At 38.9% G+C, this 20,961-nt stretch carries 17 protein-coding genes and 2 pseudogenes; 15 read left to right on the top strand and 4 right to left on the bottom strand.

Annotated features, from left to right (window positions below; all coding sequences use genetic code 11):
* Positions 1 to 112 precede the first annotated feature (112 nt).
* The 4 genes from RCG23_RS00155 to RCG23_RS00140 all read left to right on the top strand — a co-directional run bounded on the left by RCG23_RS00155 (position 113) and on the right by RCG23_RS00140 (position 3,939).
* Positions 113 to 1,072 (top strand): NAD(P)-dependent alcohol dehydrogenase, encoded by a 960-nt coding sequence (locus tag RCG23_RS00155; protein ID WP_308178052.1) that lies wholly within the window; start codon positions 113 to 115, stop codon positions 1,070 to 1,072.
* Between the two features lie 757 nt (positions 1,073 to 1,829).
* The gene (locus tag RCG23_RS00150; RefSeq protein ID WP_308178051.1) at positions 1,830 to 2,366 is read left to right on the top strand and encodes an RNA polymerase sigma factor; all 537 of its coding nucleotides are present in this window, start codon (positions 1,830 to 1,832) and stop codon (positions 2,364 to 2,366) included.
* Positions 2,356 to 3,258 (top strand): stage II sporulation protein P, encoded by a 903-nt coding sequence (gene spoIIP / locus RCG23_RS00145; RefSeq protein ID WP_308178050.1) that lies wholly within the window; start codon positions 2,356 to 2,358, stop codon positions 3,256 to 3,258. Before RCG23_RS00150 ends, spoIIP begins: the two co-directional genes overlap by 11 nt.
* 399 nt (positions 3,259 to 3,657) lie before the next feature.
* Positions 3,658 to 3,939, top strand: a complete 282-nt coding sequence (locus RCG23_RS00140) for a YggT family protein (RefSeq protein ID WP_308178049.1) — start codon at positions 3,658 to 3,660, stop codon at positions 3,937 to 3,939.
* A gap of 843 nt (positions 3,940 to 4,782) precedes the next feature.
* Here RCG23_RS00140 and RCG23_RS00135 read toward each other — a convergent pair.
* Entirely contained in the window at positions 4,783 to 5,283 is a 501-nt protein-coding gene (locus tag RCG23_RS00135) for a DinB family protein (RefSeq protein WP_308178048.1), read from the bottom strand.
* Positions 5,284 to 5,503: 220 nt separating this feature from the next.
* Between RCG23_RS00135 and RCG23_RS00130 the strand changes: the two genes are divergently transcribed.
* Positions 5,504 to 5,956, top strand: coding sequence for a GNAT family N-acetyltransferase (locus tag RCG23_RS00130; RefSeq protein ID WP_308178047.1), 453 nt, complete (start codon positions 5,504 to 5,506; stop codon positions 5,954 to 5,956).
* A 57-nt stretch (positions 5,957 to 6,013) separates the two neighbouring features.
* Here RCG23_RS00130 and RCG23_RS00125 read toward each other — a convergent pair.
* Positions 6,014 to 6,568 (bottom strand): annotated as a pseudogene (locus RCG23_RS00125) (helix-turn-helix domain-containing protein).
* Between the two features lie 184 nt (positions 6,569 to 6,752).
* Here RCG23_RS00125 and RCG23_RS00120 point away from each other — a divergent pair.
* Together RCG23_RS00120 and RCG23_RS00115 are read left to right on the top strand one after the other, a co-directional pair.
* Positions 6,753 to 8,033 (top strand): MFS transporter, encoded by a 1,281-nt coding sequence (locus RCG23_RS00120; RefSeq protein WP_308178046.1) that lies wholly within the window; start codon positions 6,753 to 6,755, stop codon positions 8,031 to 8,033.
* A gap of 270 nt (positions 8,034 to 8,303) precedes the next feature.
* Entirely contained in the window at positions 8,304 to 8,933 is a 630-nt protein-coding gene (locus RCG23_RS00115) for an immunity protein Imm33 domain-containing protein (RefSeq protein ID WP_308178045.1), read from the top strand.
* 176 nt (positions 8,934 to 9,109) lie between these two features.
* Here RCG23_RS00115 and RCG23_RS00110 read toward each other — a convergent pair whose 3' ends face one another.
* Positions 9,110 to 9,601, bottom strand: coding sequence for a DinB family protein (locus tag RCG23_RS00110; RefSeq protein WP_308178044.1), 492 nt, complete (start codon positions 9,599 to 9,601; stop codon positions 9,110 to 9,112).
* Between the two features lie 183 nt (positions 9,602 to 9,784).
* Between RCG23_RS00110 and RCG23_RS00105 the strand changes: the two genes are divergently transcribed.
* The 3 genes from RCG23_RS00105 (at position 9,785) to RCG23_RS00095 (ending at position 10,664) form a co-directional block, all read left to right on the top strand.
* A complete protein-coding gene (locus tag RCG23_RS00105) occupies positions 9,785 to 10,030 on the top strand; it encodes a VOC family protein (RefSeq protein ID WP_308178043.1) in 246 nt (81 codons plus the stop codon).
* Positions 10,031 to 10,169: 139 nt separating this feature from the next.
* Entirely contained in the window at positions 10,170 to 10,439 is a 270-nt protein-coding gene (locus RCG23_RS00100) for a cupin domain-containing protein (protein ID WP_308178042.1), read from the top strand.
* 72 nt (positions 10,440 to 10,511) lie between these two features.
* A complete protein-coding gene (locus RCG23_RS00095) occupies positions 10,512 to 10,664 on the top strand; it encodes a cupin domain-containing protein (protein ID WP_308178041.1) in 153 nt (50 codons plus the stop codon).
* 99 nt (positions 10,665 to 10,763) lie between these two features.
* Here the strand turns inward: RCG23_RS00095 and RCG23_RS00090 are convergent, their stop codons facing one another.
* A complete protein-coding gene (locus tag RCG23_RS00090) occupies positions 10,764 to 12,023 on the bottom strand; it encodes a GGDEF domain-containing protein (protein ID WP_308178040.1) in 1,260 nt (419 codons plus the stop codon).
* Positions 12,024 to 12,594: 571 nt separating this feature from the next.
* Between RCG23_RS00090 and RCG23_RS00085 the strand changes: the two are divergent.
* From RCG23_RS00085 to RCG23_RS00065, 5 genes and pseudogenes are all read left to right on the top strand, one after another.
* Positions 12,595 to 13,503 (top strand): annotated as a pseudogene (locus RCG23_RS00085) (YncE family protein); the annotation flags it as partial.
* Between the two features lie 734 nt (positions 13,504 to 14,237).
* On the top strand, positions 14,238 to 15,044 hold the full coding sequence (locus tag RCG23_RS00080; protein ID WP_308178039.1) for an alkaline phosphatase family protein: 807 nt from the start codon (positions 14,238 to 14,240) through the stop codon (positions 15,042 to 15,044).
* 253 nt (positions 15,045 to 15,297) lie between these two features.
* Positions 15,298 to 17,010 (top strand): beta-propeller fold lactonase family protein, encoded by a 1,713-nt coding sequence (locus RCG23_RS00075; RefSeq protein WP_308178038.1) that lies wholly within the window; start codon positions 15,298 to 15,300, stop codon positions 17,008 to 17,010.
* Positions 17,007 to 17,657, top strand: a complete 651-nt coding sequence (locus tag RCG23_RS00070; RefSeq protein ID WP_308178037.1) for an alkaline phosphatase family protein — start codon at positions 17,007 to 17,009, stop codon at positions 17,655 to 17,657. Before RCG23_RS00075 ends, RCG23_RS00070 begins: the two co-directional genes overlap by 4 nt.
* Before the next feature lie 109 nt (positions 17,658 to 17,766).
* Entirely contained in the window at positions 17,767 to 20,886 is a 3,120-nt protein-coding gene (locus RCG23_RS00065; RefSeq protein WP_308178036.1) for an efflux RND transporter permease subunit, read from the top strand.
* Positions 20,887 to 20,961 lie beyond the last annotated feature (75 nt).

The raw sequence follows: 20,961 nt of genomic DNA, 5'->3' as shown, positions 1-20,961 counted from the left end.
TTATTGCAGTGCGCGGGGGATGACTAGGCCGACTTTTCTATTGGAATGAGCAAAGGTCCACTCAAGATGAAGAGATCTAACCAATCGAGAAAGAATCAAGGAGGTTAAACAGATGAGAGCAGCAATATACAGATCATATGGTCCCCCTGAAGTCCTAAATATAGAGGATGTCGAACAGCCAACCATCAAGGATGACGATAGGGTGTTGATCAGAGTGTACAACGCTTCGGTCAATCCATATGACGTTCTGTTCCGAAAGGGCTATTTGCCTACAAGGATAGAAAATGGTCTTACAAAACCCAAAAATCACACCCTGGGCATAGACGTTGCGGGTACGATTGAAGCGGTCGGGAAAAACGTGGACAGATTTAAGGTTGGCGATCAAGTTTTCGGGAGTTGTATTGGATCCCATGCAGAATATGTCTGCCCTCGTCAGAATGTCCTAAGTTTTATGCCGAAGAACGCTACCTTTGAGGAGGCAGCGGCTATACCTTGTGCTGCTCAGACAGCGCTGCAAGCATTGAGGGATGTAGCACAGATTAAGCAAGGCCAAAGGGTCTTGATCTATGGTGCATCGGGCGGCATCGGGCACTTTGCTGTTCAGCTTGCCAGATACTTCGAGGCTGAGGTAACCGCTGTTTGTAGTACCTCGAATCTTCAGTGGGTTAAAGACCTTGGTGCACATTACATGATTGACTATACCAAGGAAAATTTCGCGGATAACGGAAAAAAGTACGATGTGATCCTTGATGCGGTTGGTAAACGGACCTTTTTCAGCTGTTTGCCTTCATTAACCGAGACAGGTGTTTATATTACTGAAAACGCTATCTACCCCAAATACCATCCCATTCAATTGATGATCGGTTCTTTGATTGGTCACAAGAAAGCTAAAGTGCATCTTACTAAACCTAATGACAAGGACTTGGACTTCTTACGCGGGCTTGTAGAGGAAGAGAAAGTAAAAGCCTTTATTGAGAAGTGCTATCCTTTGGATCAGATCGTGGCGGCGCACAGGCATGTTGAAAGTGGACATACAAAGGGGAAGATCGTCCTTGATATTAAAATGGAGTGATTGACCTCCCATTGGAACTATTATCTGCATCCAGTACCACCGTGTACGACGTATCGGTAGAAGATATAGAAACGTTTTGTACAGAGAAATTTAATAGATTCTTGTTCAAGGGATGCTTTACTTCGATAAGGAGTAAGGTATTTTTCTTTTTTAAGTAACAGGGAAGGTTAATTTAAAAAGGAATATTTGTTTATTGGTCTAGAAAAGGCATTTGTAAAAAAAAGGAATTTTGTTAATAATAGAGAATTCTAGAATAGGGTTGAAATGAGGTGAGATGATGGGTTATTTATTGTTCGTTATATTATCGCTAATAAGTATTGGTTGTTTTTTAGAAGGGAAGAAAGTGGAGAGAAGAGGGTTAAACCTAGCATTAAGCCTGTTATTAAGCATAATTATCCCAATCGTAATGACAGGCAGTTTAGAAAGTTTATTTTTAAGTCACAAAATAGTTGGCTACTCTTACAGTGCAGTGCATACTGTTATACCCGCTATTGCATTTTTACTTTTTCCTCTGCTTTTTTTAATATTATACCTTATGAATAGATTTGCCAAATGACAATAGTTTGTTTGAGTTGTTGCAATCAATCTTCTTTTTCAACTAATGGGTCAGATCGTCATATAAGACGGTCTTTTTTTGTATAGTTACAGACTCCTTACAAGTGCAGTTCGTTATAATTTGAAAAAATAACATTAACCTTGTAACCTTTCCTAAAACTCAAACGATTAATAATTGAATACATAATGAGGGGGGAGAAATTTGTTTGATTTAGAGAACCTGGAAGACAATATTATTGGAATTTATCGTCTTCACTATTTGGACGTTTACCGGTTTCTTGTTTGTTTTACTGGAAATCAAAACGATGCAGAGGACTTGACTCAAGAAGTGTTTATACGAGTTTTGAACAATTTATCAAACTTTAATAACGGCAACTTAAAGACTTGGATTTTTTCGATAGCAAAACATATTGCAATTGATCATTATAGAAAGAAAAAATTTAGTTCTATCTTTAAGGAGGGATTTTTCAAACAGCTCGTATCAACTGATAAGGAGCCCAATGAAATAATAGTACAAAAAGAATTAAAGAAAATCGTTCACGTAGCTATATCTAAATTAAAACCAGATTTTAGAGCTGTAGTAATACTGAGAGGTATAAACGAACTATCAATAAAAGAAACAGCAGAAATACTCAATTGTAGTGAATCCAAGGTTAAAGTGGATTTTCACAGAGCTTTGAAAGTTCTCAAAAAGAAATTAAATATCGATGTAGAGGAGGTAATAGAAAATGCAAACTGATAATGAGCTTTTTACCCTTATTAAAGAAACATTCCCACTTAACCCACGACCAGACTTTGTTTCAGATACAGAAGATAAACTAAGAAAAATAGCAAGAAAAATGAATAGAAAAAGAACCTTTAAACGTCTATCTGTTCTTTCCGGCGGATTCCTTTTTTGTAGTATCGTACTTTTATGGATTTTCTCTTATAACGGAAACGAAGTCATTAATAATACGCTTTCTTTGATTGATGAACGTCACGCATCATCCATAGTTAACCAGCAAGAACCATTAATTTATATTTATCATTCACACAATAAAGAATCTTTCATTTCAGAAACCAAGGTCAAAGATCCCAACATGGCTTTTCATTCATTAAAGAATATAACATTAGTGGGAGAAAAACTTAGTCAGGATTTAAATAATAAAAGTATAAAAAATATACATGAAAACAGAGATGTAATGGAGATTTTGAAGGATAGAGGACTAACTATGGTACAGTCATATACCGTTTCAAGGGAAGCATTAAGCGAAGCTTTGAAAAACCACAAGAGCATTAAAATGGTGTTTGATATACACCGAGACACACAAAAGAGAAATGTTACAACCACCAAAATAAATGGAAAAGATTATGCAAGAATTACATTTACGGTATCTCGTTCAAGTGTTAATTACGATAAGAATGTCAAGTTTGCAGAAAGCCTTCATAAAATACTTGAAGAAAAATATCCGGGTTTATCAAGAGGGGTAGTTGTTAAATCGAATCCAAGCAATCAAAGTACTTACAATCAAGACTTAAAAGATGAATCGGCCTTATTGGAGATTGGTGGAGTTGAAAATACTTTGGCGGAAGAATATAGAACGGTAGATGCCTTTGCAAAGGTTATTGAAGAACTATTAAAGAAGAAATAATTTAGGGAGGCTGTTACGGCAGCCTTTTTTTCATAATATGAGGTATTTTTTTCAGTGTAATGTATAATAAATCTTTCTCACTAATATTAGTTCTGTTTAGCTATGGTGGCTTGAGGTGAAAATCCAACTGCCGCTAACGGACACTTTCTTTTGTTTAAAAATCAACAATATTCTTTAACGTAGCCTATTTCTTATTACATCTGTAGTGAGGCTCGTCAAATGAGTTGTAGAATGGGTGGATTTTTTATTTGTGTAAAGGTACAGCTTATAGAACAAACGGAAAAATTTGAAACCTTTTTAGGCTTTTATCGTATATGTATACATAAGAAGGGGAAATAAAGAAAATAACAATGGTGAAAACGTTATTAAAAATTTATTATAGACGGGAAGAAATAAAATTTGGGCACAGTTATTTTTCAGATTGGACAATATATTTACGATATTTATTATTGGTTAATTTTAATCTTTATTTTCGGATCTTGGTTTCCGCAATTCCATAAATCAAGGATTGGAATAGGGATTGGGAAACTAGTTAACCCTTACTTAGCAATCTTTAGAAGATTTATTCCTCCATTTGGTGTAATTGATTTTTCTGCATACATCGCATTAATAGCCTATAGATATTTAGGGGGATTTGCGCTGCAAGGCTTCCACCAAGTATTGAAAATGATCGGATTATAATAACGAGGTAATTAATAGGAAAAGAAACCCTCACTCGAATGACAACTGGTTTACCTGTGAGGTACAAAACGGAAAATCGCAGACCAAATCAAATAGCAAATCACATAAACTTCACAGTCAAAAAGGCTTAGAGATGCAAATATCTCTAAGCCTTTTTTGAATTATAAAGCACCCGTAAGTTGTACAAGTTCATTCGACGCTAAAGCGAGTTTGATAAATAAGCGGAGAAATTCCTCTTAATTAGGAAAAAGCTCTGAAAATAGCTTAAATAGACGGAAAGATTCCGACTATTGACTCAAAAAACGTGAAAATGGTTAATATTGCTTTGCTTAATCGGAAAACCTCCCCTTATATACCCCGAACTGAGCTCTATTCTGCTGTCTAACCGAAAAATCTCCGCTTATTTTAAATATCACTGGTTACTCATTTAAGGATAAGACTTCTTACTAAATCACAAATAATTCACACACCCTCCAATAATGATTTCATACCCTGCGATTTACTATCTGAATTAAGACAAAATAAGCAATTAAAATTTGTCAAAATGTTGATAAATCAATAAAAAACGCACTGTGAATTATATCGTGAATTCAAGTGCGTTTTCATAGTGTTTTACAATGTTTGCACCTCTAAAGTAAACCCTCACTCGAATGAGTGGGGGTTCCTTATTGTTCGAGTAGGGGGATACGTATTTTTTGATACTTTAAGATCTCTAAAAGACAAAATCTTTCAAGATGAGAGTAAAACTTCAATAAGGCCTATGGAGGACAAAACATATTTGTAGTAGTAGGGAAATGTCTTTCATAAGCCCCATTAAGGACAAAACCTCTCAGTAAGCGTGGGCTATTCTTTCACCTCGTAAAAGCCTAACTCCTGTTTCACTTCTTCAATTTGTGCTAAATGACGCTCCTCATGGAAACCGATAAATTCAACCCACTGCTTAACATGAATTAATCCAAAAATAGGATTTGGAAAAGAGCGCTTCAGCATCTTCTCTTCATCAGCGGAAGTTACAAATGCTTCTAAAGCAGTCCGCGACGCAAGGAGTTTCGCCTTTATAGCGTCCAGCGTTGTAAACTCTACAGAAGGTGTAAGAAATGACGGTGCAACAAACTTATTTGTGCGGTTTAGTGCTAGATGTATTGGTTTATTTTCTACCTGCGATTCCTCATCGTTTGCCATCACCCTCATCATTTGGTAAACGATCGTCCGTTCCGTCAAATATAGATGCTCTAAAACTTGCATAATACTCCACATGCCATTAGGTTTTTCATTTAATTGTGCGTCTGTTAAACCTGAAACACTTAGTAAAATCTCCTCACGAACCTCTTTATTATTCTTCATCCTAGAATCCTCCGTCCTTTACTAACTCATCATTACACAAATTAAAGCGGCACTTTTTCACATAGCAATGCTAAATGGCAAAGTCATCCCATTGTTGTATGTATGCAATTGGGATATCTATTATGACTATACGAGATGCTTTACAAGCTAATGCTGTTTTGTTTCTCTAAAAGGTTTGGTACATTTGAAATAAATAAATCCAAGAGCTAGGGGATGTACAATGAATACTGATCTAATTATCAGACAAGCCAATATTCAAGATTTTCCTTATATAGTTCCTATATTTGATTCCTATCGTGAGTATTTTAAACAGCAAAGAAATCCTGCTGAAGTGGAAGCATTTCTCTTTGATAAATTTGAACACATGGAATCTGTGATATTTATTGCAGAGCAAGATAGTGAAGTTATTGGTTTTGCCCAACTGTATCCGATTTTTTCCTCCTTAACCTTACAGCGAGTTTGGTTACTAAATGACTTTTTTATATCAGAGGGGTTTCGTCATTCTGGGTTTGGTAAACAGCTTTTCGCGAAAGTAAAGGAATTTTCATTGTTAACGAAAGCAAAAGGAATTGAGCTTTCAGTAGAGCATATTAATGAAAAGGCATGGGGATTTTGGGAAAGTCAGGGATTTAAGTTAGACGAGGAATTTCGTTATTACTTTTTTAAATTGTAACTTGATTGTCCTGTGGAGAATCAAAAGTAAACCCTGTTCGACAAAGAACAGGGTTACTTAGTTTGGATAATAGAGGACCATACTAAGACGGATTAATGTGTTCCCGGTGTTTCGATAGGCGTGGGGCTGTCTGCCTTGAACCGGATGGAATTGCCACTTTTTACTTCATATTCTTGATCATTCACACAAACCGTTAGTTCCCCATCAAAAACAATTAAAAATTCTTCCGTTCCATCCGGGTGCGGATCAGATTCGAGAAAGGCCATCCTTAGCAATCTCAACGGAATAAACCTCGAATCGTCTGTCATCCTGAAAAGGAAAATAGGGGTAAAGCTGATAATTTCCATTGTCACCTGAAAGTGTCTGTATTTCACTTTTTAAAATAACCTTCGTATCCGGCTGAGGATTATGGATTAAGGAAGTAAAAGAAATTTTTAATCCATTGGCAATTTTCCAGACTGTGGATATAGTCGGACTTGATTCGCCTCTTTCAATTTGTCCAATCATCGTTTTGCTAACACCTGTTAGCTCTGCAACCCGTTCTAAGCTTAACTTTTTACTTTCTCTATAGGCCTTTAAATTCTTTGCTATGATCAAATTCAATTCGTCCATAAAAACACTCCAACATTTAGGTTGTGCAGTATAACGACCATATTGTACAATGATAAAGTATAGACGTTATATTGTTCGTTTTGTTAATTATAACATACAGCGTTCTCAAAAGCTTTGCAAGTAGCCTTTTTAGAGTGGATTCTCGTATAAATGAATTTTTACTTCCTTGATTGAGGGTGAAGTGTTGAAACGTATTCATTACAGCTGGATTATTTTATGTATTTCTTTCTTTTCAATTATTGTTGCAGGAATCATTCGATCATCATCAGGAGTTTTCATTGACCCTTTTGAGCATGAATTTGGATGGGACCGGTCTGTCATTTCTCTGGCGTTTGCGATCAGTCTCTTTTTATACGGAATATCGGGTCCGTTTATGGCGGCTTTAATCGAGGTGCTTGGCCTAAAGAAAATGATGGTCGTATCCATGGCCACCTTGATGGCAGGTATATTGCTGACGTTTCTTATGAACCAATCATGGCAGTTGATTTTAATATGGGGGATTATTATTGGGCTGGGGTCTGGCCTGTTTTTAACGGTTCTTAGCCCATATGTAGCCAATCATTGGTTTGAGAAAAGAAGAGGGCTTGCAGTCGGAATATTAACGGCAAGTACAGCAACGGGACAGTTAATTTTGCTTCCGGTTCTGGCGATTTTAATCAAAAATTACTCATGGCGCTGGGCGATTGGATTTATTTTGGTCCTCAGCTTTATTATGCTGGCTATGATTCTAATTTTTATGAAAAATTCACCAAAGGACGTTGATATTTTACCTTACGGACTCAAAGAGAAAAGAGAAGAGAATCAAACCGTTCAGAATAAGAATCCAATCATTATTGCTTTCCAGGGTCTGATGGAAGCGATACGTGTGAAGGAATTTTGGCTATTGGCTGGCAGTTTTTTTATCTGCGGGCTTTCAACAAGCGGATTGATTGGCACACATTTTGTTTCATATTGTATGGGTTTTGGAATACCCTTAGTTACCGCAGCCTCAATGCTTTCATTTATGGGTGTATTTGATCTGGTCGGAACCACCATTTCCGGCTGGCTTTCGGACCGCTTTGATAACAGGTGGCTGTTATTTTGGTATTACAGTTTAAGAGGGGCTTCGCTTGTTCTTCTTCCTTTTGCGCTGATGAAAGGCTCCATAACCTTACTCGTGATTTTCTCTATATTTTATGGCTTGGACTGGATTGCAACAGTCCCGCCAACGATTAGTATCTCCAGACAGATTTTTGGGGTGAAGAAAAGCGGGATTGTTTACGGTTGGATTTTTGCATCTCATCAGGTAGGAGCAGCAGTAGCAGCATTTGGCGGAGGCATCATCTTTAAGGTATTCGACTCCTACACATGGGCATTTTCGATTGCAGGAATGTTTTGTATCTTAGCAAGCTTGTTTGTCATTATCATTAAAAAACAAGGAATAAATGTTCAGGCTAAACAGGATTTAAATAAAGTGAAATTATAAATAGTAGAAGAGCAAAAAGAGACTGTTAAAAAATAACGGGTTAGGTAATTGAGTACAAAAAATGAAATAGCAATGCAAAAAGAAGTCTAATTCGCAAACGATTTAGACTTCTATTATTTGTTGATATATATGGGTTTTATCAGTTTTAGCAAATGGATTAGCAATGTAATTTGTACACCAATTAGCAAGAGTATGCTGTCCAACAGACTCCCTCCGAAAACTGTGTTAAAATGGGTGCTAATTGGGTGTATGTTGGGGGGAGAAAAAAGGATGTCCTGGTATTTAGATAATGTTTACGACCTAAACAAAGAATCGCCGTATACGTTTTATGTTACTAGTTCAGAGGTGTTGGACAAATTAAAAGTTGGTGATTTGGTAAAGTTAATCTTCGTAACTGATAAAGCTGAAGATGATGGATATAGAGGAGATCGAATGTGGGTTCAAATCACCAACATAAAAGGAAAAAAGTTTAAAGGAAAACTGAACAATGAACCTCATCGCTTGCCTTTAAAAATAGGCGATGCGATTCCATTCGGAATTGAAAACATATGCGATACGGAATATCAAGACCCGAATTCATCTGAATGGGATTTTTATTTTGACACCTTAGTTACGGTTAGCGAAGATGTACTTGAAAAAAGAGAATTTAACTTTATGCTAAGGGATTATCCAAATGGCGAAGGTGATTCTGGTTGGTCAATATTAAGCGGCTATGAAGCCGATGACTTTCTAAGTGATTCCGAAAACTTTCAAATTGTCTCTGTTGGAGTAATCTTGAATTTCGACGATTCCATTTTGAAATTTATTCAAGAACCGCCTTTATGTGCATATGAAAGAAATGATGTAGGCGAATTTTATAAGATTGATGATTACGATTGGGATGGTTATTTAAACAGTTAAATGAAAAAGGAGTGATTGTCGCCCCTTTTTTTGCTATTCTTATTGCTATTTCCTATGTCAATTTTTTTACGAATTCGGATGTTATTTTTATTGTTATTTAGTATTTTGTACTTCTCAACCGAACCCGTTAGTTAAAAAACAGCCTCTTTTTGCTTTGTCCATTTAGTATTTATTGCCTAATCTCTAGTTCCCAACACATCTGTATTCGGAGGCTGATAGCCCAGCTGGCGTGCCATCGTTACAACCTGGCCCTTGTGGTGGAATTCGTGAGTGATGGTATGTGTGAGCAGTTTATCTGGTGTAAGGGATAAGATTTCTCCTTCATCTCTCCAGGGAATCTCCCGATGAATGTGCTCATCCATGTTTTGTGAGTGTACTTCGAAAACCTTATTTACATATGCATCAGCTTGTTCAAATCGTTTTGTTATTTCCTCAATACCTACGTGCCCCCGGTTTTCTTTTGGCGTGAGCGGCTTCTTCGTTTTTAATAAAACAAATGATCCGAGCCATGCGTGATAACAATCCGCTATATGAATCAGTGTGTCTCGTATGCTTTGAAATCCGAACCCGTCTAGTTGGCGAGTAAAGTCATTTGGCTCTAGCTCACGGCAAAAGTTAAGAAGTTCTGCTCGAGTTTCCTTGACCCATTCATATTCTTTTTGATTCATTTTTGACACCCCTTTATCAATCTATAAAATTATCGTATTTTTCTGAATTTCACAGCATTACATTTTCATTATCAAACAGCAGAACTCCATTGTAAATGAATAAATTAGATGTTTTTTAAAGGAAAAAGGGAGCCCATGGAAAATATATAGTAAGAACTTATTATGAAGAGGAGGGGTTTTACGATGAAATATAGAGTATCCAAGAATATTGGATTTCAGGTTCGGGATATTGAAAAAGCAAAATCATTTTATGAAAATATTCTCGGAGTTAATCAGCTTGAGCAAGGTTTCGAAAATGAAATTGGGTTCAGCACGGCCTATAATAATATTTTTTTAATAAAAGGAAATGAAAATCTTGGACCTATAATGGAGATTTTCGTTGAGGATTTAGAAGAAGCGAAAACTCATTTATTGGAAAATAGGGTTTGAAATTGTTCGATGGGAAGGCAAGGGCAAGGATTGCTATGTCAAGGATCCAATTGGAATGATTTTTAACGTGTGGGAAGAACAATAACCATAGGCAATCGTTTGATTAGCACAAGAAATAGGGTGAAAGGGAGAATCGAAAATGAATAAACTTCTAGATGATACATTAATAAATTTTGCTGAAAAGCTTCAGCTTCCTGAAAAAATAATAAATAGCGAGGATTTGCCCTGGGTGCCATTTGATGATAGGCAGTGCCATTTTAAACCACTCCGGTTTGATTTTACAACAGGTACATGGACATATTTATTTAAGATTAAACCGAACAAAACGTTAACTCGCCACCGGCACACCGGGGGAAGCGTTATAGGTTTTAATATCCAAGGACAATGGAGATACGAGGAGAGGAATTGAGTAGCAAAGCCTGGAACGTTTATTTTTGAACCGCCTGGTGATATACATACGTTAATAACAGAAGATGAAGAAGTGATTACGCTGTTCATTTTAGGAGGTTCACTACAATATTTTGATGAAGAAAACCAAGTCATTGGCCAGGATGATATATTTACGGTCTACAAGCGTTACTGTGACTATTGTGTCGAGAATGGAATACCATGCCGAGAAGACTTAATCTATTAGTGGGAATGAAATAATTATGGGGTACAAAAACGAAAGACACCTTCTAATTAATTGGAGGGTGTCTTTCGTTTTGCAAATGCATCATTGTTGAAATAAGGTTTAAATATAATAATTTGATAGAGGGACTTCCTGGATTGTCCCATTTTTTGAAGACAATCTGTTTTTTCCTAATTTTTTCGACAGTAGCAATAATTGATCGGCATAAATATATCCTCTTTCCATGGATACATGTGCATTTACCTTATCAAAATAGAGGCCAAAAGAGACTGTATAAGATATAGAGTGTTTCTCATTGTTAAATTCAACGGTCACATTGCTATTTTTAATTCCTTCTAGTATCTCTTCAATTATCTTCACATTACTTTCAAAATTCCTGTTTAAAAGGAACATAGTGAATTCTTCTCCACCACTTCTAAACAGATAATCATCTTTCATTAAAAAGCTCTTTAAAGTAGCGGCGAAATGTCGAATCACCTGATCTCCTACAGCATGGTTATAATTATCATTAATGCTTTTGAAATGATCAATGTCTGCTACAACAATTCCAATATAATCATTTGTTTGATTCAACTCTGCCATCAGCTTATCCATATATGCACGATTGGAAACACCAGTTAAAAAGTCTGTATAGGCCATTTGTTCAAACTTATCGCGTTCAATTTTATTTTCCAGGTTTTGAGACTTTGAAATAAATGAGCGGCTAACCAGATAATTAAGGACGAAAAGGCTAAGTAACATTTCCCACTTATGTTCCTGTAGAAAGAGATATAATAGACCGTTCGTAATGGCTAACTTTCCTATATCGAGCACGCTTCTGCTCTTGATAAAATCGATAGCCTCATGGAATGTCTTCATGTCGCCTAAAAGGAAGAAGCTTGTTATTAAATAGATATCAGATAATATGGATGTCACGAGAACTAAAATGATCATCAAAACCCAGAAGCCGAAGGGAATGTTTTGAAAGTAAGGATACATATGGACAAACAGATAATAAGCAATAGAGTTATTAAGCGTAAAGGCACCAATATTATAAAAGGTATCCGCAAATTCATCTGGATCCTTTGTTTTCGTTCTTTTTTTGTTAAAATATACGGTGAATCGATAAAGTGTTTCAAAAATAAGCAATCCTAATGGGCAGGTAAATAAGCTAATCGACAAGCTATAGGATATTCCATAGTCCATTACGATTTGCCCTTTTTTGCTGGTAAGCTTTAAGTTGTGATAAAGGGTGGAAAATAACCAATAAATGCTTAAAGCAAAAAAATATGTTTTAAAATTAATCGTAAGGCTTGCCATAGGAATGGATACAGCCAATGCAGCAATAAAAATGAGAGAAGTGAAAATTCTATCCTTCAGCATACCTTTGTATAATTCCCCTTCCAAAACCGCGCCGAATCTATCTTGATACCAAAATACGAGAAAAGTAATCAGAGGCTTTGACAGTTTCCAAATACTACTAAAATTTTGTATCTAATTATATAGTAAACGATTTTTGAATTTTTTGTATATATTTTTTTCCAAATGATGTGCTGTTTTAAAATTTATCGAAGTGACCTTCAATAGAGTTAGGAAAGTACCGAAAAGCGATATCGACGTGGAGGCAATCACCGTCGATTCCTCAACAGGAGCCTTATAGGAAATTGTAAACTCCTTATTAAAATAGTGTAAAATCACAAAATTGTTGCTACATACCTAGTTTAATAAACCGAAATAATGAAATAAGTGGCATTGGGGTAAATCAATATTCCTGAAAAAGGCTGTATGTTATTGGATTTTGCAAGCTATAAAACGTTGTCAAATGTCATTTGTCCTATAAGTAAAGATAATGTGTTTTTACATTTACTTTATGTTTAAAGGACTTAAACTTCATATTCGCAGTCTATGATTTTCTGGGTAGTGCAAAATACATAGAATAGGGTGAGTCTATATTATGAAGTTTAAAGGTAACAGCAAAAAGCTTATCGCCTCGGCTGCGCTGGCATCAGTACTTTTTGGGTCTAGCGTTTCCGCTGCATACACTTTGTTGTCTGGACCACAGGGAGATGGCACCTCTGTAACTCCAAATGGATGGCACCTGACACCTGCTGGAAAACAGATAAAACTGGGAGATTTCCCAATGGGTGGGGCGGTATCTCCAGATGGAAAATTCGTGGTGGTATCGAACGCAGGACAGGGAACTCAGTCTTTACAGGTATTAAATACAAAAAGTAAAGAGGTCATACAGACCATTCCCTATGAATCTCCTGAAGCGTTATATATTGGGGTAGCCTTCTCCCCAGACGGCAAAAAAATGTATGCCTCCGCTGGCGGAAATAACAAGATACGTGTGTTCGATTTTATAAATGGAACACTTACTGAACAAGCACCAATTTTAATGAAGGATGACCAAAATACACAGTTCTATCCGGCAGGGATTTCGGTTTCTCCTGACGGCAAATTCCTTTATGTTGCTAATAATCTAGATCATTCGGTTTCTAGTATCGATCTTGCTTCGAACCAAATCGCTAAAACTTCACATGTTGGCAAAAGCCCATACGCAGCTGTTGTCAGCCGTGATGGTCAGTCACTTTATGTCAGCAACTGGGGAGAGAGCAGCATCACGGTTCTGGATACGAAGAATCTCTCTGTTAAAAGGACAGTAGCGGTAGGGCTCCATCCGAATGCTATTGCTGAGAATCCAGCGGATGGAACCATTTATGTTGCGAATTCTGATAGTGATGAGATTTCAATAATTGATTCCAAACAGCTCAATGTAATTGATACCGTTTCCCTTGCTCCATATCATGGCGCACCAACTGGAAGCCAGCCGGATGCCCTGACAGTAAGCAATGACGGCCAAACCCTTTATGTAGCCAATTCCCTGAACAATGATATCGCGGTGATTGACCTGGGCAAAGAATCTAAAAATGCAAAAGTTACAGGACTCATTCCGACAGCCTGGTATCCGACCGGTGTTTATCTTGGCAAGGATGAAAAGGAACTTTTTGTCCTGAATGCAAAGGGTCTTGGTGCGGGGCCAAACGATAAGACAAATGAGTGGCTCGGAAACATGGTAAAAGGAACGATGTCTATTATCGAGGTGCCTGATACCAAGCAGTTAAAATCGTACACTGAACAGACAAACGAAAATAACAATGTTAAAGAAGCAAAAACCAATGGCTGGTGGAAAAATAACCAGGATAAAGGAGCTTTTCCAATCCCGCGGAGTCCTGGCGAAGGGAAATCACCAATTAAACATGTTATTTATGTAATTAAAGAAAATCAAACGTATGACCATGTACTTGGAGATTTAGGGAAAGGAAACGGTGATCCTAACTTAGCGATTTATGGCAAGGAAGTAACACCTAACCAACACAAGCTTGCAAAACAATTTGTGACGCTGGACAATTTTTATGCAGATGCAGAGGTAAGTGCAGATGGCCATAACTGGACGACCGCAGGGAAAGCCAATGATTATGTCCAAAAGAACTGGCTCGCAGACTACTCTGGCCGAAACCGTGATTATGATTTTGATGGAGGAGGAGGAGGCATCCTTGATGAAGCCCCTTACACCAGGTCAAAAGCAGGGTATATTTGGGACGTAGCCATGAAGGCGGCCTTTCTTTCCGCAACTATGGTGAATATGCCTATAATTATGACCCGGCAACGAAAACATACTTGCCAAATAATCCGGGTACAACCGATTTTGGCGGCAATTATGATCCTCACTATCCAAGTTGGGATTTAGATATTTCCGATGCTGCTCGTTATAAAGAGTGGGAGAAGGAGTTCAAACAGTTTGAAGAAAACGGGAATCTTCCTCAATTCGAAGTGGTTTATTTGCCTAATGACCATACTGGCGGTTCGAAGTGGGGACCACAACAGATGGTGGCACAGAATGATTATGCGTTAGGTAAGCTTACTGAAACCGTCAGTAACTCAAAGTATTGGAAAAATACAGCCATTTTTGTTGTCGAGGATGATGCACAGGGTGGGGTGGACCATGTGGATGCCCATCGAAGTGTAGCGCTTGCGATCAGTCCGTATACGCAAATCGGCAAAGTGGATAGCACATTCTATGATACACCGGCCATTCTTCGGACGATGGAGTTGATCATGGGCTTGAAGCCGATGACACAATTTGAGTCTGCGGCAATCCCGATGTTCAATTCCTTTACAGCAAAGCCGAATTTCAAGCCTTACTCGATTGAACAGTCAAAATATTGGCCTGAAGAAGGCGATGCTACACCAGCTGCAGCAGCAAACTCCACTCTATATCCAAAGGATATGGATTTCTCGAAACCAGACTCGGTTGACCGGGAGAGACTGAATAAAGAAAATTGGAAGAAGATCAAAGGATCCTATCCGAAGGTGAAAAATGAAGGCAAGCAACAGAAATAAATAAATTAGCTTGGAGGCTCTCCATTACATTGGCGGCAGCCTCTTATTTTTACCAAAGGTATCATTTGGTTCAATAGCCCCATGCCTTTCCAAGAAATGTGTTTTCGTCGTAGGCCGAAAAGACTAATCAACTTTTAAACGCAACTATCGTCCTGTTTTTCTTAATACTTCTTTAATTCTACTTAACTTTCAATTTACAAATGAGGAGTAACATGAAGATTGAAAACATTACATATCTCAAGGAGATGTCAATATGAAACGCAAAAAGTTGCTTGCAGCGTCCCTCGCTACTTTGCTTCTAGGTTCAACGTCAGCTTATGCAGGATACACTAAATTAGTGGTTGGACCGAAAGGAGATGGAACAGCTGTTACACCTCATGGATGGTCCGTTACTCCATCTGGCCAACAACTGACGTTAGGTGATTTTCCAATGGGCGGAGCGTTAAGTCCTGATCATCGCTTTCTCATTGTTTCAAATGATGGGCAAGGTGAACAATCGCTTCAAGTAGTTGACATTAACTCCCAGAAGGTCGTCCAGACCATTCCTTACAAATCTCCTGAAGCACTTTATTTAGGTGTCGCCTTCAGTCCGGATGGAAAAACCGTTTATGCATCCGCTGGCGGCAATAACAAAATCCGCGTTTATGATTTTAATAATGGAACTCTAACAGAAAAATCTCCTATTATGCTCACAGACAACAGTAAAACCAATTTTTATCCGGCAGGGCTTTCCGTTTCTACGGATGGCAAAGCACTCTTTGTTGTTAATAATTTAAATCACTCTGTTTCAAAAGTAGATCTGACAGCCAATAAAATGGCTAAAACAGTGCCTGTTGGCAAGCATCCTTATGCAGCGATTTTAAGTAAAGATGGAAAATCCCTGTATGTCAGCAACTGGGGAGAAAGCAGCATCAGTGTGCTTGATCCGGAAAATTTAACGGTGAAAAATACGATTCCTGTCGGCCTTCATCCGAATGCAATGGTTGAAGACACTAAGAATGGCATGTTATATGTTTCCAATTCCGACAGCGATTCAATTTCAGTCGTTGACCCTGTGAAACAAAAAGAAATCAAAAGCATTTCCTTAAGCCCTTATAAACAGGCACCAGCAGGCAGCCAGCCAAATGCGCTTACTTTAAGTGAAGATGGCCATACGCTGTATGTTGCCAACGGAGGAAATAACGATGTAGCGGTCATTAACCTCAACAAAGGGGAGATATCTGGCTTAATTCCAACCGCATGGTATCCGAGCGGTATCTATCAAAATGATGGCAAGCTGATGGTCCTAAATGCAAAAGGACTCGGAGCCGGTTCAAACCGTGATGGGCAATACATCGGGAATATGATCAAAGGAACCATGTCGTTTATCGATGTTCCGGATGAGAAGCAGTTAAAGGACTATACGAAACAAGTGGAGCGCAATAATGAAAGTTATAAACCAACGGGCTATAGTGCAAGCAAAAAATTCCCGATTCCTCGCTTTGAGGGTCAGGAGTCTCCGATTAAGCATGTTATTTATGTCATAAAGGAAAATCGTACATATGATCAGGTTTTTGGTGACGTGAAAAAAGGAAACGGTGATCCGAGTTTAACGATTTTTGGCAAGGATGTTACGCCAAATATCCATAAGCTGGCTAATCAATTTGTCCTGTTGGATAATTTTTATGCGAATGCAGAAATCAGCGCACAGGGACATAACTGGTCAACCGCGGCCCAGGCAAACGACTATGTGGAGAAGAACTGGCTGGCCAATTATTCTGGCCGAAACCGAGGCTATGATTTTGAAGGTGGCAAAGAAGCCGCATATCCAAAGGCAGGATTTTTATGGACGAATGCGATTCGGTCGGGCATTTCGTTTAGAAGCTATGGTGAATTTACACAATATGATAAAGCAACAGGGAAATATGTTGCGTCAGAACCAGCCTTGGCAATCATTTTGATCCGGACTACCCTACCTTTGACATGAAAATTTCAGATCTTACCCGATTGGATGCGTGGAAAGAAGAATTCCATCAATTCGTAGATAACGGAAATCTTCCACAGCTGCAGATCGTTCGCCTGCCTAACGACCATACACTCGGAACAAAACCGGGAGAACTAAGCCCGCAATCGATGGTAGCTCGAAACGACTATGCCGTTGGAAAGCTTGTTGATATGGTCAGTCATTCTCCTTATTGGAAGGATACGGCTATCTTTGTTACGGAGGACGATGCTCAGAATGGCTGGGATTCAGTTGATGCCCACCGCACAACCTCTCTTGTCATCAGTCCGTACACTCAAACAGGCAAGGTGGACAGTACTTTTTATGATACAACGTCGATGCTCCGCACGATGGAAATGATTTTAGGCATGAAGCCGATGACACAATTTGATGCTTCGGCAGTACCGATGATCAATTCGTTCACACACAAACCGAAATTTGATCCATTTAAAGTGGAAGATCCAACCTATCCTCTTGACCGTAAAAATGGGGAAAATGCACCGATGGCGAAGGAGTCCGAAAAACTGGATTTTTCAGGAGTCGATCATGCAAACCCTGAAAAATTGAACAAGATTCTCTGGAAAGCTGTAAAAGGCGATAAGCCTTATCCAGGTGAGACTAAGTCTAAATAAATAAAAAGAGGGTGACTTCAAGGTCAGGTCCAGCAAACAAAAGCAGTTTGCCTGTTTGCCAGATTTTAAGAGTCACCCTTTTCTATTTCCTTAAAGGCAGGTTTTTATTATGAATCGTTTTATTGCAGGTACAATGAACAGGTCAATCTTGATCCTGACATGTGTTGTCCTCATTTTGATCTGGGGTGCAATGTCCGCATTTCAAATGCAGCGTGATTATCTTCCTCCCATAAACAACACCGCTCTGATGGTTACGATCCAGGCAGACAACTATCAAGCTGATCAGGTCAAACAAATGTTGACGAGTAAAGTAGAGGAGGCCGTCCAGGCGGTTGATAAACTGGACTATATGGAAACTAACTCGTTCGATGGGGGATTGATGGCGAGTTTCTATTTTCCCGGACATACCGATATGGAAAAGGCCGAAAGCAACCTAAGGGCTGCGGTTGAACAAATCCAACTGCCAACTGGAGTGAAAAAACCCTTAATTACTCGGGTCAGCACCAACTCTTTTCCCATTATGCGGGTAAGCTTGACCTCGGATAAAACAAATGAAAAGACATTGCGTACATCCCTTCAGGAAAAAGTAGCGCATGAAATCAGACGTGTCCCGGGTGTAAGGGAGGTCAGGGTCACGGGTGCAGGAAACGAAGGATATGTCTTGACGCTGAAAGCGGATGCTCTTAAAAAATACTCTCTATCTGTAAAAGACATTCAAACTGCTCTTTCTGCCATACATCCAGTTTGGCCACAAGGGAGTATTAAAGAAAAAGACGGTACGCTGGGACAACTATCCATGCCGATTCGTGTTACAGATTGGAAAATAAATCTTAAAGACCTCAATAGCCTGAAAATTCCTGTTAGGGGCGGAAATTCAGTAGCACTAAAAGAGGTGGCAAACATTGAAAGCAATATTATAGGCTTACAAACGATTTCCAGAACTGCTGGTGAGCCAAGTGTATTGCTCGATGTGCTAAAAACCCCTTCATCTAACATTACAGATATAACGAAAAGGATAAATGAAAGGATTCAGGCAATACCGGAAATCAAGTCAAAGCAGATTCATCTTTCTGTTTTAATGGATCAGGGAAATGAAATCAACACAGCCTTAAAAGGGTTACTGAAAGAGGGATTATTAGGAATTGCATTTTCTGTCCTCTGTGTGTTTGCCTTTTTCAGGAATGTCCGTTCAACTTTGATTATTGCTGTTTCGTTGCCCATCTGCCTTCTTGCTACTACTGCGATACTGAAAGTGATGGGAGTTAGTTTGAATATCCTGACGATTTCAGGTTTGATTGTGGCGATGGGGCGTGTCGTTGATGATTCCATCGTCGTCATGGACAATATGTATCGAAAACAGCTGGAAAAAAGCAGTGGTCAGATTACGATTTGGCGTATGGCGAGTGGGGTCGTCGAAATGATACCAGCGATTGTATCCTCCACAGCTACCACAGTTGCCGTCTTTCTGCCAATTTCAATTATCGGCGGAATGATCAGCTCTGCGTTTTCTGGATTTGCCTGGTCCGTAGTGATTGCGCTGGTCATATCGCTGGCCGTTTCGATGATCGTCGTTCCAGCGCTGGCATATATATTATGGAAAAAACAAACTGCTTCCAGACAGGGAAGTATGGAGAAAAAAGCACGAAATATCCTACAGGCCGTCTTTTTAAAAAAGAAAGTAATTGTGGTTTTGGTTTTTGCGTTATTTGCTATTACAATCACCAAGGCTGTCTTCATGCCGGTGAATTTTTTTCCAAGAGGAACTTCAAAGGATGTTGCCATTCAGGTGGAACTGCCAGACAACGCACAGCTTTCCGATGTGGATGCAGAGGTAAAAAATATTGAAACCATCCTAAAAAACAATTCAGACGTGAAAAACTTTTCCTCCACGCTTGGTTCGTCGTTTACACCCATGTTTGACGACGTATTTGATGAAGGCGGAGGGTGGATACAGAAACAAAATATTGCCAATATTTCAGTCGGAATAAAAGGGCAAACTGACATCGATATATTCGTAAGCCAGCTGCGCCGGCAGTTGACAGCATTGTCCACATCTGCTGTATATACCGTTTCCAACCAGAATATTTCAGGAGACGACTCGCGTTTAAAGGTGATGTTAACCGGTGATAAGCAACAAGAGCTGGCAAAGGCAGCGATTTTGGTGAGAAGCAAGCTGCAAATGATTCCTGGCTTAAGCATGGAGGGGACAGCAAATGATACGGATACCTCGATGAATCATGATCTGTCCCTTAACCAGAAAAAAATCCAAAGCCTTGACATAAAAGTGAATGATGTCCTCAGTCGGATTAATGGCTATTTGCCAAAAGAAGAAAGGATGGAGGTTTCTGCAGGAGATAGAACCATTCCTCTTATCCTGCGCATAGATACGAAGGAAAACCTTGTAAGAGCTGGAGACCCGGATCCTGAAAAAACGATCCTATCGAAGCTAGGGCACGAAATGTTTACGGCTATGGATGGAAGAAAAGTTTCGTTGGCTGAGATTACGACATTGAAGACGAGCACGCAAACAGTAATTAGCGAACGGGACGGGCGTCCAATTGCCACAATCAGTGGAAATATTGTCACAAGGGATATCGGAAAAGTAACAAATCAAGTAAAAGAAACAATGAAAACGGTAAACCTCCCGCCGGGTGTCGATTTTTCAATCGGAGGAATCTCCCAGCAGGTGAAGCAAATGGTGTTTGAAATGAGTCTCGCGCTTGCCCTTTCATTGCTATTGGTTTTACTGATTGTTAGTTCTGTCTTTCGCAGCTGGCATGCACCTGTGGCCGTTCTGATGTGCATTCCATTGGCTCTCATTGGGTCAGTTTGGAGCATGTCCCTCGTAGGAGAAGAGTGGAATCTTGCCGCTTTAATCGGATGTCTCATGCTTACGGGCATAGTGGTTACGAACGGAATTGTCCTTGTCGATAAAATAGAGCGGAACCTCGCTGAAGGGATGGAAACCAAACAAGCGATTCTCCACGGAACCTCATCAAGGGTAAGACCTATCTTAATGACAGCAGGAACGACCATCTTAACCCTGCTGCCATTAGCTGTCTCTAGTAATGGGAATACGATTATTTCGCAAACACTCGGTGTAGTCGTTATTGGAGGCATGATCAGCTCGACGGTAATCTGCCTTTTGGTAATCCCAATTATGTATGAAGTGCTGAAAGGAAAGGCGAAAAAAGCGAATAATAGCAAACAGGCACAGGTATCTGCATAATCAAGATTATATTTCTGATAAACAAGCAAAAATTTGAAGAATTCATGTATTTAAAAAGAACCCTCTGCAAGGGTT

The sequence above is a fragment of the Neobacillus sp. PS3-34 genome, assembly GCF_030915465.1.
GTDB lineage: Bacteria > Bacillota > Bacilli > Bacillales > Cytobacillaceae > Neobacillus_A.
The sequence above is the reverse complement of the archived record's forward strand: the minus strand, read 5'-3'. Positions and strand labels throughout refer to the sequence as shown.